We start from the raw sequence: 15,450 nt of genomic DNA, 5'->3' as shown, positions 1-15,450 counted from the left end.
GCGTCAGGCTCAAACACTCTAACTATCTAGGCGCAAGCATCAAAAACCGGCTGATTTACTGATGCGCTTCCATGGCCCCTCAGAGATCAGCCCCATGACTACCCCTCCCGACAGCCATTACGCGTTGTTCAACAACGCCCTGCCCCACTGGCTGGGCCAGGCGTCCGCTGCCAGGCGCCAGGCGTTCAACGCGGCCAAACCCGCGCTGGGCAAGGCCCTGCACTCGGCCAGCACTGAACACAAGGCACTGTTCAAGCGCTGGAACGCCAACCACTGGATCGCGCAAAACGGCGTCGATGACGTACTCAAGAACCTGCAAGACCCCAAGGCCTACGCCAAGCCCCTGCTCAAAGACCTGTTGAACCAACGCTTCGGCGTCGACCTGGATGTCGACGCAGTGTTCATCCGCCTCTACATCCCGCAAACCGTGCCGTGGCTGCCGATCCGCTCCGGCGGCGCACGGGCCTGGACAGTCTCGCTGCTCGATGCCGCGCTGCACAACTTCGACTACAAAGAGGCCGCGCCGGACTTCTACGAGCCCCATTCGACCTTTATCACCCGCCCGTCCCCGAGCGGCCAGTTCGAGACCTTGCCCGCCGTGCGTGCGGCGATGCCGATCAACGCCTTTATCCGCCTGTGTCGCGAGTTGGATATCGGCGCGCGCTACGCCCTGCATCTGCGCAAAGTCCTGGGCCTCACCCACACGCCCACCGGTAACGCCCTGGCCCTCAAGGTCGACGCCAGCCAGCGCGCGGCACTGCGCACGGCCTTGCACCTGGCGCGCATCAAGGGCGACGTGCAGGAAGACTTCGCCCAGGTGATCGACGCGATGGTCGACGGCCGCCTGCGCTTGCGCATCGGCCGCCAGCCCGTGCTGTGCCATGACTTCAGCATGATGGACACCGCGCTCACCGGCATCCTGCTGTTCGCCCCCGACCTTGAGCGCACAACCTCCGCCCAGCGCATCGTTGCCTACATACCGGACGACCCCGAACACCCCCTCAAGGAATACCCATCGTCCTGGGACTTCAAACAGGCGCTCACCCGCCAACTGCGCAGCGACGAGTACCAGGTGTTTTTCAGCCGTTTCGTCCCCCATGAAAAGCTCGGGGTGTTTTTCTCCGGACTGGGCCAGCGCCTGGCGACACTCACCTGGCACCCGCCCGAAGCCGGCGACAAACACGGCGCCTGGCGCAATGACCCCACCGACGACCCCAAGCTGCGCTTTGTTTCGACCCCCATCCAGGGCGACCCCTGGCGCCACCTTTATCAACGCAAGCTCGACAAGATCCTCAATGATGCGCGCACGCTCGCGGTGTCCAGCGTCAGCGCCGACAGCAAAGCGCGCTGGGCATTGTGGGATTCGTTCGTCGAAGTGGCTCAGTCGATTCTCAACACGGCGCTGCTGGTGATCACACCGTTCATTCCGGGGCTGGGCGAATTGATGATGGGCTACATGGCCTATCAACTGCTCAATGAAGTCTTCGAGGGGGTTGTCGACTGGGCCGAGGGCCTCACTGATCAAGCGTTCGCACACCTGATGGGGACATTGCAGTCGCTGGTGCAACTGGGCGCATTCGCCCTCGGCCCCCAGATCGCCTTGGCTGAGATGCGCAAACTGCTATCGGCCGAAACCCTGGCATTCATGGACCGCTTCAAGCCGGTGACCCTGGCCGATCGCAGCCGCCGCTACTGGCAACCGGACCTGGCACCCTACCAGCAAAACATCCAGGTTGCGCCCATGCAGGGCGTGAATGAGCAGGGCCTGCACAGCCTGCACGGCGAGTTGATCCTGCCCCTTGAAGGCAAGTACTACGCCGTGGAGGCCGCCGGCAACGGGCACTATGTGATCAAGCATCCGACACGTCCCGAGGCCTATCGCCCGCACCTGCGTCACAACCAGGCCGGTGCCTGGCACAGCGAGCTTGAACAACCTTTGCAATGGGACCGCGACACGTTGTTGCGCCGTGTGGGCCACCGCGCGCAGGACCTGAGCCCAGCCGACCGCGAACGGGCACTGAGCATCAGCGGGGTCGAGGAAGGCGCGCTGCGCAAAATGCACCTGCGCAGCGAACCGGTGCCGCCACTGCTGGATGACAGCCTGATCCGTCTGCGCATTGACCGTGAGATCCAACAGTTGATCCAGCGCCTGCGCAGCGACGATCCCGCGCAGTACAACGCCATCGACCCGCAGGAACAACTGCAATTGCTGACCAGTTTCGGCTACTGGCCCAAAACCAAGGCCCTGCGCTTTCTCAACGCCCAGGGCCACGTAGTGTGGGAATTCGGCGACCCCCACCAGCCGGTGGTGCAAATCCATGAAGCCCAACTGAACAATGGCGACCTGCTCAAGACCGTGCTGCAAACCCTGAGCCCGGAAGAAATCCGCACGCCGTTCGGCGAACGCAGCGGCGACCCGCAGCTGAGCCTGGAGGCGCGCACCAGGAGCCTGCGCACGGCCCTCGCCGATATCGCCGAACGGGAGCGCCCGGCGCTGTTCGAGTCGCACTATGGGCCGTCGCAGATCACCACCGATCCCCACGCCCGGCAGGTCATGGACCTTGCCCATGACCTGCCCGCCAGCGTCGCCGAACACATGGTTCGCCAAGCCAGCGGCGCCGAGCTGGAACAACTGGATGCCCGCCGCACGCCCAAGCGTCTGGCCGACCTGGCCCGTGCTGCGGTGGCCGAGGTGCGCATCAACCGCGCCTATGAAGGCCAGCACCTGGACGCCACGCCAAACATCGACAGCGAACGCCTGGCCCTCAACTCACTGAAGCTGCTGCCGGGCTGGTCGGACCAGATCCAACTGGTGGCCCGCCATGATTCGCCCGAGGGTTCGGTCTGGAACCGGGTTGGCCCCGACAACGCTCCGCTGCGCCGCACCCTGGTGCGCACCGAAGAGGGCCGCTATATACCTTACGACGACACCGGTGCGCTGTCCGGCGAGACCGACCTGTACAACGCCGTGCTGAGCGCCCTGCCCGATGCACAGCGCGATGCCGTGGGACTGCAGATCCACCAGGGCGCCGAACTCAGGCAGCGCCTGCGCGACAACCCGCTGACACGCAATGAATTGCGCACAGTGCTGACCACTGAACCGCCTGCCACGCCACCGGTCGAGACCCTGGAATTCCTGTGCAACACCGACGGCTATCGCCCCGCCGGCGAGCCGCCCGTGCACCCACGCGCCCGGGCGTTGTACCCCACGCTGGATGATCAACAGCTCAATGCCCTGGTCGCTCACCTGGAAACCCTGCCCGACGGAGCATCCGCCCAACTGACGGCCCTGGAGGCTGAACGCCTGCAACTGGAGACCGACCTGCACACCTGGCAGCACGACATCCCCACCCGCCATCCCGACACCGACGAGCGGCTCTCTCCAGGCCGGCGACGTTACGAACGGCAGAACCGTCGGCGTATCGCCGAACAGCTCATGCGCTGCTGGCATCGCGAGACGGCGGTCGATGACTATTACGAAGACCCCAGCCGTGACGGCCATGTGCTGCGCCTGGAGTCTCCGATCATCGGCGAGCTGCCGCAGTTGAGCGCAAACTTCGAGCACGTGTCGCTGCTGTCCATCAGCGGCGGCGCCCATACTCAGGGGGCCACAGCCTTTATCAGCCACTTCCCTCGGTTACGTCACCTGGAAGTCAAAGACCTGCCCTTGGGCAACCTGCCCCCACAGCTGGCCAGCCTGCCGGCGCTCAACACGCTGGGCCTGAGCAACTGCGGCATTCGCCTGACGCCTGCCAGCCAGGCCAGCTTGTCGGGCATGAGTCGCCTGCAGACCCTGGTGCTGAACAACAACCCTCTGGGCCTGGTGCCGAGCGTCGAAGCCATGCCCGACCTGATGGCCCTGGATCTGTCCGAAACCGGCATCGACCGCCTGCCCGCGGGCTTGTTGTCGCGCACGGAATTGGAAGCGGCGTTACTGGGCGCAAACGAGATCAGCGACCTGCCTGCGGCGCTGTTTGAAACCCCACCCCAGACCAGCACCAAATATGATTTGTCCGATAACCCGCTGTCCCGGGACAGCCTGGAACGCATCAAAGCCTACTACCAGCGCTACGACACCTACTGGGAAGCCGATGCTCATCCCGTGGACGTACAGGACGCTCAGCGGCTTTTCCCCACCATGGACAAGGAAGAAATCAATCGTTTTATCTACGGCTTGCCAGGTGATATCGAGGCCGGTAAACGTGAATTGGCACGACTGGCCGGCGACCTGCAGACCCTGCAACAGGAACTGAGCGCGTGGTCAGGCACTCCCGATCTGTCCGTGCTGGAACACGCACGCCGCCTGCTGGTGCACGTGCTGCTGGAAAAAACCTGGCGCCGCGACCCCGCGCAGGAGACCCGGCATATCCGCGCCCTCGACATCAACCATACCCTGGCCGGTGAGCTGCCGCGCTTGAGCACGCGGTTCGAGCATGTCGGCTCGCTGGTCATCCAAGGCAATGGCGGCGCCATGGAGGTCGCTGGGTTTCTGGAAAGCTTTCCGGCGCTGGATATCCTCGATCTGGAAAACATTCAGCTGGGGGATATTCCACCGCGCGTGTTCGAACACTCCAAACTGACCTTCCTCGGCCTGCCCCGCTGCTCCCTGACCCTGTCGCCGAGCAGCCGCGCCGCCTTGCAGAACATGCCACACCTGGAATACCTGGACCTCAGCCACAACCCCCGACTGGGCGAACTGCCGGACTTCGACCAACTGCCTGCGTTGTCCAGTATCCTGCTGCACGACACCGGCCTGACGCAGGTACCGCCGGGCTTGCTGACGAACATGCCACGCAACGCAGTGAACCTGAGCGGCAACGCCATCGAGCACTTGCCCGACGCAGCCTTTACAGTCCCGCCCGAGGTCGCACGGGCTTTCGATCTGTCCGGCAACCCGCTGTCGCGCGCGGCCCTGGAGCGCATCAAGACGTACTGCCAGAGCACCCAGGAAAGCTTCCACGCCGAGGCGCCGCCGGACGCTCGCCTGCACGTGCAACGCCTGTACCCGACGCTGGTCGAGGGTGAAGCCGACCGCTTTGTGTTCCGCCTGCCCGGCGACATGGACGCCGTCGCCCCGACGCTGACGCGCCTGGAAAACGAGTACCGCCAGTTGGCGACCGACCTTGATCAGTGGGTGCTGGAAGTGCCCGAGCGACACCCGGTCGACGACACCCCACTCGACGACGCGACCCGCCTGCGCGAGCAGACGCTGCGCGCAAACTTCAAGGTGCTGGTGGAGCAGGCCTGGCGTCGCGAAAGCCCGGAAGACGAAGAAAGCCTGCACGACGACTTCAGCCACGCCCTGTCGCTGGACACCCCGGTGATGGGCGAACTGCCGCGCCTGAGCGCGAACCTGGAGCACGTGTCGCGGTTCGAACTGACGGGCAATGGCACTACCACCACGGTCGACGGCACGTTGCGCTGTTTCCCCAGGCTGCAGGCCCTATCCTTGAACAGATGTGCCCTGGGTGGCCTGCCTCAGTCGATCTTCAGCATGCCCGAACTGACCAGCCTGGAACTGACCCGATGCGGCATCAGCCTGACGCCCGCGACCGCACGCACTTTGAGCGACCTGCCCAAACTGGACCTCCTCGACCTGAGCAACAACCCGCTGGACCAGGCGCCCGACGTCAGCGGCCTGGCCGACCTGACGTCGCTGCACCTGCGCAGTACCGGCTTGCGAGCGTTGCCTGAGGGGGTTTTCCGCTTGAAGGAGCTGCATACCCTGGACTTGAGCGATAACCAGATCGAGGAAATCAGCCCGGAATTGCTCGACACCACGACGTTGCTGGAGGAAGACAGTGATCTGAGTGGCAACCCGTGGTCGGCGCAGAGCCTGGAGTACCTGAGGGAGTATTACCGGCGCACCGGCATCGACTTCCAGGTGCAGGCAGCGACCGTGGATGAACAGGGCATGCCCCTGTCACCGGAGCAACCACGACCCCAGGAGGAGTGAACTGGGGTCACCCGCGCTCGGAGGGCACCGAGGACAGTTCGAACGGGCTGCTGCTGCGGCGCTGGTTGCGGTCTTCGCGCGGGGTGGCGCCGAAGAAATTGCGGTAGGCGCTGGAGAAGTGTGGCCCCGAGGAGAAGCCGCACGACAGGCCGATCTGGATGATCGACTTGCTGGTTTGCATGAGCATCTGGCGGGCCTTGTTCAGGCGCAGTTCCAGGTAGTACTGGCTGGGGACGCGATTGAGGTACTGCTTGAAGATGCGTTCGAGTTGTCGTCGCGACACGCACACGTGCTGGGCAATTTCGTCGGTGGTCAGCGGCTCTTCAATATTGGCTTCCATCAACAGAACAGCCTGGGTCAGCTTGGGGTGGCTGGAGCCCAGGCGGTTTTGCAGCGGAATGCGCTGGCGCTCGCCACCTTCGCGGATACGCTCCACCACCAGTTCCTCGGATACCGCACCGGCCAGTTCGGCACCGTGGTCACGGGCCAGCACCGCCAGCAACAGGTCGAGCACCGACATGCCGCCACAGGCAGTCAGGCGGTCACGGTCCCAGTCGAACAGATGGCTGGTGGCAATGACCTTGGGGAAGCGTTCGGCGAAGTCATCCTGCCAGCGCCAGTGCACAGCGGCGCGGTAGCCATCGAGCAGGCCAAGCTGAGCCAGCGGGTAAACGCCGGCCGACAAGCCGCCGATCACGCAGCCGGCCCGCACAAGTTGCTTGAGCGCGGTGCTCAGTTGCGAGGCGACCACGGTGGGCGGTTCATCCGCCAGCAGGAAGAGTTTCTGGAAACCTTCGAGCTTGCCGGCCCACGGCTCGCCCGGCAGTTGCCAGGCGCCGTCGGTTTGCGGCTCGGCCAGCAGAAACGATAGCTCGTAGACCACCTCCGGGTGCACCCGCTGGGCAACGCGCAAGGCCTCCTCAGCCAGCGCAAGCGTCAGGGCTTTTGTGCTGGGCCAAATCAGGAAACCAATTTTGTGGGCGGTCATGGAAGGCTATCCGAAGCGAAGAACGGTAATGAAGACAAGGGCCAATGCTAGCCCGGAAACCAACACAAATCTCTAAAGCCAATGAAGATCTCACTGTGGGAGCGGGCTTGCTCGCTCCCACAGTTAGATTGGGACCTGTCTCGAGACTGTGAAGCATGCACTACTGCGGTGCACAAAAGCAGTCCTGATTATTTCAAGCTACCCGAAAGGAACTGCTGCAAACGTTCCGACTGTGGGTTCACCAACACTTCACGCGGGTTGCCGCGCTCTTCGACGATGCCTTTGTGCAGGAAAACCAACTGGTTCGACACCTCACGGGCAAAGCCCATTTCGTGAGTCACCACCACCATGGTGCGGCCTTCCTGCGCCAGGTCCTGCATCACCTTGAGCACTTCGCCGACCAGCTCCGGGTCAAGCGCGGAAGTCGGCTCGTCAAACAACATCACCTCCGGCTCCATGGCCAGGGCACGGGCAATCGCCACGCGCTGCTGCTCGCCGCCGGACATGTGGCCAGGGAACGCATCCTTACGATGGCCCACACCGACCTTGGCCAAATAGTGCTCGGCCTTTTCACGGGCTTCTTTCTTCGACACACCCAGCACGTGCACGGGCGCTTCCATCACGTTTTCGATTGCGGTCATGTGCGACCACAGGTTGAAATGCTGGAACACCATGGACAGGCGCGAACGCATGCGTTGCAGTTGCTTGGGGTCGGCGGCCCTCATGGCGCCGTCCTTGCCCGTGACCAGCTTCAGCTCTTCATTGTTGAGCAGAATCTTGCCGGCGTGGGGTTGCTCCAGCAGGTTGATGCAGCGCAAAAAAGTACTTTTGCCCGAACCACTGGAACCGATGATGCTGATCACATCACCGGCCGCGGCGGCCAGGGACACACCTTTGAGCACTTCATGACTGCCATAGCGTTTATGCAGGTCTTGGACTTCAAGTTTGTACATGCGGTCGGTTCTCACAAAAACAGGTGGTCAGTCGTTGAGCAAGCGCCCGTGACGCAGCGCTTCGCGCCCCGCCACCTTGGCCAGCCAGAAACCCGCTTGGGCATAACGTAGCCGTTCAACGGCAAACAACACCCCGGACGTGCCCGCGCAAACAACGCTCACGCGGTCGGTCAGGGGATCAATCACTTCAAAAATCGGTTCGCCGGTTTCAACCCAGTCGCCGGCTTTACGCAGGTAACTGATCACGCCGGCATGGGGGGCGAACAGCAGCTCGGTGCCTTCGAAAGGCACGCCTTCGCAGGGCTCGTACTGTGGCGCAGGCCATTCACCGTTGATCAGGCCCTGTTCGGCGAGAAACGCGAGGATGCCCTCAGCGTGGAAAATCGCTTCGTCACGGCCGGTATCGGCCTGGCCGCCCAGCTCCAGCGTCGTCGCCAGGCACGCCAGCGGGATCTGCGCCTCAGGGAACGCCCGGGACAGGCGCAACCACGGCAGCGAGCAGGCTTCATCAAACGAACTGCCGCCGGAATCCTCGGCCAGCAGGCCGACTTTCACATTCAAGTGCGCCGACAACGAACGCCACTGCGGCCAGTGCTGCGGCAGCGCGTACATGTGCAGCGCCGCCTCCGCATCGCAATGCAGGTCCAGGACCACATCAGCCGTGCAGGCGTGGCTGAGCAATACGCGTTGCATGCCTTGCAGTTGACTGCTCGGTGCGGGCAGAGCGCTCAGTGCATCGGTCATCGCCTGACGGATCATGCGCACGTTGGCGTGGGGATCATCCCCCAGTTTGCCGGCGAGCAACGCGGCGACCGGTTCGCTCAATTCGACGAAATCGCGGTTGAAATTCTTGCCGCTGCCCACTTCGAAACGGCCCTGGTGGCTGCCTTGCAACAGTTGGCCCAGGCCCATCGGATTGGCCACCGGCACCAGCTCGATCACACCGTTGAGGGCGCCCTGCTGCTCCAGCTCGACCAGGCGTTTTTTCAGCTCCCATGCGGCGCGCATTCCCGGCAACTCGTCGGCGTGCAGGCTGGCCTGGATATACGCCTTGCGTTCGCCGTGGCCGAAACGGAATACGCTCAGCTGACGCTCGCAACCCAAGTGGCCCCAGGGCAACAGGTGATCGATACGTTCCATATCAATGCTTCCGTGGAGCCAGGTAGCTCAGCCAGCGGCGCTCGGCCAACTTGAACAGGCGCACCAGGATAAAAGTCAGGCACAGGTAAAACGCGCCGGCCGTGATATAGGCTTCGAACGGCAGGTAGAACTGGGCGTTCACCGTGCGTGCGGCACCGGTGATGTCGATCAAGGTGACGATGGAGGCCAGGCTGGTGGTCTGCAGCATCATGATCACTTCGTTGCTGTACTGCGGCAGTGCGCGTCGAAGGGCCGACGGCAGCAGGATGCGGCGGTACAGTTTAGAGCGCGACATGCCCATGGCCCTGGCCGCTTCGATCTCGCCATTGGGCGTGGCCTTGAGGCTGCCGGCGATGATTTCGGCGGTGTAGGCGCTGGTGTTGATCGCAAACGCCAGGCACGCGCAGAACGTGGCACTGGACAACAGTGGCCACAGGAAGCTTTCGCGCACGGCGTCGAATTGCGCCAGGCCGTAGTAGATCAAGAACAGCTGCACCAGCATTGGCGTGCCGCGAATGACGTAGGTGTAGAGCCACGCCGCACCGTTGACGATCGGCTGCTTGGACACCCGCATCAAGCCCAGGGGCAAGGCGGCAAGCAAGCCGAAAAACAGCGAGATGGCGAGCAGTTTCAGGGTGGTGACCAAACCGCCGAGGTACAGCGGCATGGCGTCCCAGATGACGTTGTAGTCGAAGATCATAGATCAGCCGCCCTTACGCCTACCGAGTAGCGCTTCTCAAGATGACGCAAGGCCAGCAACGATACGCTGGTGATCACCAGGTACATCGCCGCCACTGCGAGGAAGAAGGTAAAAGGTTCGCGGGTGGCGTCTGCCGCCTGCTTGGCCTTGAACATCATGTCTTGCAGGCCCACCACCGAAATCAGCGCGGTGGCCTTGGTGAGTACCAGCCAGTTGTTGGTGAACCCGGGGATCGCCAGCCGGATCATCTGCGGCACCATCACCCGGAAAAACACCTGGAAGCTGCTCATGCCATAGGCCAGACCAGCCTCGGCCTGGCCCTTGGGAATGGCCATGAAGGCGCCACGGAAAGTTTCCGAGAGGTAGGCGCCAAAGATGAAACCCAGGGTGCCGATACCGGCGGCCAAGGGGTTCAAGTCGATATAGTCGTCGTAGCCGAGCATCGGCGCGACGCGGTTGAGCAGGTCCTGACCACCGTAGAAAATCAGCAGGATCAGCACCAGGTCGGGGATCCCGCGGATCACCGTGGAGTACAAGTCACCCAGCCAGGCCAACCAGCGCACCGGCGACAGGCGCAACGCGACCCCGATCAGACCCAGAACAATGGCCAAGGCCATGGACGACAAGGCGAGCTGAAGCGTCAACCATGCGCCATCGAGGATGACGGCCCCGTAGCCTTTCAACATGATTCAGGTCCTCGAAAAGGGGGATGAAAAAATGGCGCAAACCGCAGGAATTCTGTTGCTTGCGCCATTCTGGACAGACAGCTGCGACGAGTTACTTAGGGTCAGCACCGTAAATATCGAAGTCGAAGTATTTGTCCTGGATTTTCTTGTATTCGCCGTTGGCACGGATCGCTGCGATGGCCGCGTTGATCTTGTCCAGCTCGGCCTTGTCGCCTTTGCGTACAGCGATGCCGATGCCGTCGCCGAAGTACTTGGCGTCGGTGAACTGTGGACCTACGAACGCGTAGCCTTTACCGGCCGGGGTTTTCAGGAAACCGTCCTGCAGCAGGGTGGCGTCAGCCACGGTGCCGTCGAGGCGACCTGCTTCCACGTCCAGGTAGATTTCGTTCTGCGAGCTGTAAGGCACAACCGTGGCGCCTTTAGGGGCCAGGACTTCCTTGGCGAAGCGATCGTGGATCGAACCGCGTTGCACGCCGATTTTCTTGCCTTTCAATTCATCCAGGCTGTCGCTGACCGTGGTGCCTTCCTTCATCACCAGCTGCGCTGGGCTCAGGTAGTAGCGATTGGTGAAATCCACGGACTTCTTACGGTCGTCGGTGATGGACATGGACGACAGGATCGCGTCGATCTTGCGCACTTTCAGCGCAGGGATCAGGCCGTCGAATTCTTGCTCGACCCAGACGCACTTGACCTTCATCTCTGCGCACAGCGCGTTACCGATGTCGTAGTCAAAACCCACGATGCTGCCATCCGGCGCCTTCGAGGCAAACGGAGGGTAAGCCGCTTCGATACCAATCTTCAGGGGCTTCTCATCAGCGAAAGCCTGCATGGACAGCACGGACAGCGCCAGGGCGCCCAACAGCACAAGTTTCTTCATCTTGGGACTCCATCGGTATAGGGCAAAAAGCAGTATGAGCCGTGGCCCACGATGCGACTTAAATGAAACCGAATAGCGGCGCTGCGTCCTACAACGGTATAAACCTGCGACGACGAGCGAGTGATCGGCATTCTAACGACAGGCCGGAAGCCGATATTTCCTCAATGCGACAACAATTTACAGAAGCACTGAGAAAGCGGTTCCAGCACATTGACAGCCCCTGAATTTTATGCAGAGACAAAAGATATTAAACCTGTTGATGCTGCAAATTGCGGGCCTATTATTCGCAAACCCTTCTAGCACGGCAAGTCTGGCGTTTAATCTTATTTCCTGGGGTGTCTAAAACGCGGTTTTTCGGGGCGTTGGCGTAGCACATTGCCTCATGTTTGGGCGCAAGGTTACACATTCAGGGCGCTCGGTAACATTCAGAAACGTCCTACGATAGAAACCGATATTTATTGGCTTGGTGGGTGTACGAGCCCTCAGCCTCCATACGATTCCCGCCCTGCAATGCTATTCAATGTGTGAAGGGGCTGGTTTCCGATAGCGGTGGGTCAGTCATGGCGGTGCCCACTGGTCCGCCGCTATCGGGAGCGAGCCCCCTTCCACCCCGGCTCTCGGCGTTTTCCAAATGTCATTAAAAAGCCCCGCCCGGCTTGCACCGGACGGGGCTTTGGACACTCTGTACGCCTTACGCGGCGTTCATGGCCTTGTGCGTTTCAATCAAATGCGCCACTACCCCAGGGTCTGCCAGTGTGGAGATGTCCCCCAACCCGTCATATTCCGCGGTAGCAATCTTGCGCAGAATCCGCCGCATGATTTTCCCCGAGCGCGTCTTCGGCAAGCCCGGTGCCCACTGGATCACGTCCGGCGACGCAATTGGCCCGATCTCCTTGCGCACCCAGTTTTTCAGCTCCAGGCGCAGCGCTTCATTGGGCTCTTCACCATTTTTGAGGGTGACATACACGTAGATGCCCTGCCCCTTGATGTCATGGGGTACACCCACTACCGCCGCTTCCGCGACTTTAGGGTGCGCGACCATGGCGCTTTCGATCTCGGCGGTCCCCATGCGGTGGCCGGACACGTTCAACACGTCATCCACACGCCCGGTGATCCACCAGTAGCCATCTTCATCGCGACGGGCGCCGTCGCCGGTGAAGTACATGCCCCGGAAGGTCTTGAAGTAGGTGTCGACGAAACGGTCGTGGTCGCCGTACAGGGTACGCGCTTGGCCTGGCCACGAATCGAGGATCACCAGGTTGCCTTCGGCGGCGCCCTCGATGATGTTGCCCAGGTTGTCCACCAGCGCCGGCACCACACCAAAGAACGGACGCGCAGCCGAACCCGGCTTGAGTGCGTGGGCGCCCGGCAGCGGGCTCATCAGGGTGGCGCCGGTCTCGGTTTGCCACCAGGTATCGACGATCGGGCAACGGGATTGGCCGACGTTCTTGTAGTACCAGTCCCACGCTTCAGGGTTAATCGGCTCACCGACCGAACCGAGCAGACGCAAGCTGCTACCGTCAGCGCCTTCGCACGCGGCGGTACCGGAAGCCATCATTGCGCGGATCGCGGTCGGCGCGGTGTAGAGGATATTGACCTTGTGCTTGTCGACAATCTTCGCCACCCGGGTGATATCCGGGTAGTTCGGCACACCTTCGAACAGCAGCGTGGTCGCGCCGTTGGCCAACGGGCCATAGACAATATAAGTGTGGCCGGTGACCCAGCCGACGTCGGCGGTGCACCAGTAGATTTCGCCCGGGCGGTAGTCGAACACACGCTCATGGGTCAGGGCGGCGTAGAGCAGGTAGCCACCGGTGGTGTGCTGCACACCCTTGGGCTTACCGGTGGAACCCGAGGTGTAGAGGATGAACAGCGCTTCTTCGGCGCCCATCTCTTTCGGCGCACACACGGTCCCCGCCACTTTCATCAGGTCTTCGTACCAGATGTCGCGATGCTGGTTCCACTTGATCGCGCCATTGGTGCGCTTGCACACGATGACTTTCTGGATGCTGCTGGTTTCCGGGTTGGTCAGGGCGTCGTCGACGTTGGCCTTCAGCGGAATCTTCTTACCCGCGCGGATGCCTTCGTCGGCAGTGATCACTACCTTCGACCGACAGTCGATGATGCGACCGGCCAGGGCTTCAGGGGAAAAACCGCCGAATACCACGGAATGAATCGCACCGATGCGGGTACACGCCAGCATGGCGACCACGGCTTCGGGGATCATTGGCATATAGATAGTCACCACGTCGCCGCGGTGCACATCCTGGCCGCGCAGGGCGTTGGCGAACTTGCAGACTTCTTCATGCAGCTCGCGGTAGGTGATGGTGCGGCTTTCGGAAGGGTCATCGCCTTCCCAGATGATCGCGGCCTGGTCGCCACGCTCGGCGAGATGACGGTCCAGGCAGTTGTAGGAAACGTTCAGGGTGCCATCGGCAAACCATTTGATGTCGACATGGTGATCGTCGAAAGAGGTCTGCTTCACCGCGGTGAAAGGCTTGACCCAGTCAAGGCGCTTGGCTTGTTCGCGCCAGAAGCCATCGGGGTTGACCACCGACTGCTGGTACATGGCCTTGTAGGTCGCCTCGTCGGTCAGCGTGTTGGCTGCTACTTCGGGGCGAACGGGGTACAGGGAAGCCGCACTCATCTTTCTTACCTCGGTGACAATCGTTGTTTTTGTATGACCCTGTTTTAGCCGGGGCTGGTCTATAGAACCATTCGACGATGGTAGTAACAAGCCCCTACAAATTGCCCTGCTATGCCCATACGCTGCTCTGGCCCGCAGCCTGCGGCGCTTTGCCTGTTTGTTAAAAAACCTTTACCACGGGATTGTTACAAAAACCGCCAATAGTGTTTATCAAAAGCACGGGTATATGAATATAACCCGCACGCCTAAAATCAACTCCGCCAACCAAGGCGCTGTGTTCAACACAGCAGTGATTAACAACGCAACAGCCCCCACGAAGGCAACGTTAATCCGAACTTACCGACCTTAAGTTACACACGTGGCCTCACAAGGGCCCCGTGACCCACTTCGACCTCAATAAGGTAAATAGACAAATGAAAGCTTTAATAGTCATGGCCCTCAGCAGCTTGTGCGCCACCGCCGCCCTGGCCGATGAGGCCCCGACCGAACTGGCCGGCCAGAACGCCCCGGTTGTCGAGGATTACACTTACAGCACGCACTTGGACGTCGCCAAAGTACTGTCCATGAGTGAAATCCCGGAAGTTTGCCAAGTAGTACCGGTACAAATGGAATATGAAGACTCGCAAGGTCAGCGGCATATTCTGCAATACCAAGTCATGGGCAACGGTTGCTCTAACGGATAATAAGTTCTTTAAGATTTAATCCTGGATCTTGGTCGCCGCAAGAAATCATTCTTGCGGCCAAGAACCTGCATCTGGCACACCGCAATCAACCTGCGGGAGGGGGCTTGCTCTCGATGGCATCAGCCGCCACACCCACCTTATAAAGCCCTACCCCGCACCCTTGCCCTCTGCTTACAAAAAACCTCTCACCGCCCGTCAAAAAATTCCAATCCCGGCAAAGCCTTGCAAACACACGCTTTGGCCGCAAACCACGTCATTTTGGCGCACCCAAGTGACCATCCGCCGCAACACAAAGCCGAATTTTTCCCTATAATGCGCGGGTAAATCGGGCCTGCAATATCCCTTTACATTAGGATGAAGAGCCAGACCTGAGGCATCCCGCAGGAGCAAGCAAACACGGCTCCGCACCTCAAGCCTCACGCAGAGCACCCGTAACCCTATTCCGTTTAATGCGTGCGCTAGCTGCAACAAACGATTCCTTAAGATCCACCGCGGCCTCTGGGCCGTGTGAATACCCAACCATCCGGTTTCACACGGGCACTTTGAGCCCTCACGCAGGAGACGACACGTCATGCTGAGCTGGGACGAATTCGACAAAGAAGAAGAAGGCGAAGTAGCCACCAAAGGCGCCAACGCCGGCCACGCCACCGAAGCCAACATGGACCGCCTCGACGGTGCCGGCGCTGCTGCCGCGGTCGAAGCCCGCGCCGTCACCGCCAGCGACTCCGCCGCCATCGTGCGCGCCAAGGCCGCCCTGGACAAACTCGACATCGCCGAAGGCCTCGCCGAACTCGAAGGCGCCTCCGCCCGCGTCGCCGTG

General features: G+C 61.4%; 9 protein-coding genes and 1 pseudogene. 3 read left to right on the top strand and 7 right to left on the bottom strand.

Features of this window, described 5'->3' with window-relative positions:
- Nucleotides 1–94: 94 nt before the first annotated feature.
- Entirely contained in the window at nucleotides 95–5,956 is a 5,862-nt protein-coding gene (locus tag M5B97_RS27170) for a DUF6543 domain-containing protein (RefSeq protein ID WP_248733198.1), read from the top strand.
- Between the two features lie 7 nt (nucleotides 5,957–5,963).
- On the opposite strand, the gene argR is transcribed toward M5B97_RS27170, so the two are convergent.
- From argR to acs, 7 genes are all read right to left on the bottom strand, one after another.
- Nucleotides 5,964–6,944, bottom strand: coding sequence for a transcriptional regulator ArgR (gene argR / locus M5B97_RS27165; RefSeq protein WP_123714303.1), 981 nt, complete (start codon nucleotides 6,942–6,944; stop codon nucleotides 5,964–5,966).
- A gap of 188 nt (nucleotides 6,945–7,132) precedes the next feature.
- A complete protein-coding gene (locus M5B97_RS27160) occupies nucleotides 7,133–7,897 on the bottom strand; it encodes an ATP-binding cassette domain-containing protein (RefSeq protein ID WP_123714302.1) in 765 nt (254 codons plus the stop codon).
- Nucleotides 7,898–7,924: 27 nt separating this feature from the next.
- Nucleotides 7,925–9,037, bottom strand: coding sequence for a succinylglutamate desuccinylase/aspartoacylase family protein (locus M5B97_RS27155; protein WP_134661299.1), 1,113 nt, complete (start codon nucleotides 9,035–9,037; stop codon nucleotides 7,925–7,927).
- 1 nt (nucleotide 9,038) lies between these two features.
- Nucleotides 9,039–9,737, bottom strand: a complete 699-nt coding sequence (locus tag M5B97_RS27150) for an ABC transporter permease (protein ID WP_248733197.1) — start codon at nucleotides 9,735–9,737, stop codon at nucleotides 9,039–9,041.
- The gene (locus M5B97_RS27145) at nucleotides 9,734–10,423 is read right to left on the bottom strand and encodes an ABC transporter permease (protein ID WP_010208305.1); all 690 of its coding nucleotides are present in this window, start codon (nucleotides 10,421–10,423) and stop codon (nucleotides 9,734–9,736) included. Before M5B97_RS27145 ends, M5B97_RS27150 begins: the two co-directional genes overlap by 4 nt.
- 91 nt (nucleotides 10,424–10,514) lie before the next feature.
- Nucleotides 10,515–11,300, bottom strand: coding sequence for an ABC transporter substrate-binding protein (locus tag M5B97_RS27140; RefSeq protein ID WP_071483227.1), 786 nt, complete (start codon nucleotides 11,298–11,300; stop codon nucleotides 10,515–10,517).
- Nucleotides 11,301–11,991: 691 nt separating this feature from the next.
- Nucleotides 11,992–13,947 carry an acetate--CoA ligase gene (gene acs / locus M5B97_RS27135; protein WP_123714298.1) on the bottom strand — a complete coding sequence of 652 codons (1,956 nt, stop codon included), beginning with the start codon at nucleotides 13,945–13,947 and terminating at the stop codon, nucleotides 11,992–11,994.
- A 413-nt stretch (nucleotides 13,948–14,360) separates the two neighbouring features.
- On the opposite strand from acs, the gene M5B97_RS27130 reads away from it, so the two are divergent.
- Together M5B97_RS27130 and M5B97_RS27125 are read left to right on the top strand one after the other, a co-directional pair.
- The gene (locus M5B97_RS27130; protein WP_123714297.1) at nucleotides 14,361–14,630 is read left to right on the top strand and encodes a DUF2790 domain-containing protein; all 270 of its coding nucleotides are present in this window, start codon (nucleotides 14,361–14,363) and stop codon (nucleotides 14,628–14,630) included.
- 571 nt (nucleotides 14,631–15,201) lie between these two features.
- Nucleotides 15,202–15,450, top strand: a pseudogene (locus tag M5B97_RS27125) (ribonucleotide-diphosphate reductase subunit beta); the annotation flags it as partial.

The sequence above is a fragment of the Pseudomonas sp. MWU13-2517 genome (genome assembly GCF_023242545.1).
Taxonomy (GTDB): domain Bacteria; phylum Pseudomonadota; class Gammaproteobacteria; order Pseudomonadales; family Pseudomonadaceae; genus Aquipseudomonas.
This window is presented reverse-complemented; position numbering and strand designations above follow the sequence as displayed.

Bases quoted from the DNA above. Each gene is read 5' to 3' on its own strand.
- acs (WP_123714298.1), bottom strand. From the start codon at position 13,947: ATGAGTGCGGCTTCCCTGTACCCCGTTCGCCCCGAAGTAGCAGCCAAC.
- argR (WP_123714303.1), bottom strand. From the start codon at position 6,944: ATGACCGCCCACAAAATTGGTTTCCTGATTTGGCCCAGCACAAAAGCC.
- M5B97_RS27155 (WP_134661299.1), bottom strand. From the start codon at position 9,037: ATGGAACGTATCGATCACCTGTTGCCCTGGGGCCACTTGGGTTGCGAG.
- M5B97_RS27130 (WP_123714297.1), top strand. From the start codon at position 14,361: ATGAAAGCTTTAATAGTCATGGCCCTCAGCAGCTTGTGCGCCACCGCC.
- M5B97_RS27150 (WP_248733197.1), bottom strand. From the start codon at position 9,737: ATGATCTTCGACTACAACGTCATCTGGGACGCCATGCCGCTGTACCTC.
- M5B97_RS27170 (WP_248733198.1), top strand. From the start codon at position 95: ATGACTACCCCTCCCGACAGCCATTACGCGTTGTTCAACAACGCCCTG.
- M5B97_RS27145 (WP_010208305.1), bottom strand. From the start codon at position 10,423: ATGTTGAAAGGCTACGGGGCCGTCATCCTCGATGGCGCATGGTTGACG.
- M5B97_RS27160 (WP_123714302.1), bottom strand. From the start codon at position 7,897: ATGTACAAACTTGAAGTCCAAGACCTGCATAAACGCTATGGCAGTCAT.
- M5B97_RS27140 (WP_071483227.1), bottom strand. From the start codon at position 11,300: ATGAAGAAACTTGTGCTGTTGGGCGCCCTGGCGCTGTCCGTGCTGTCC.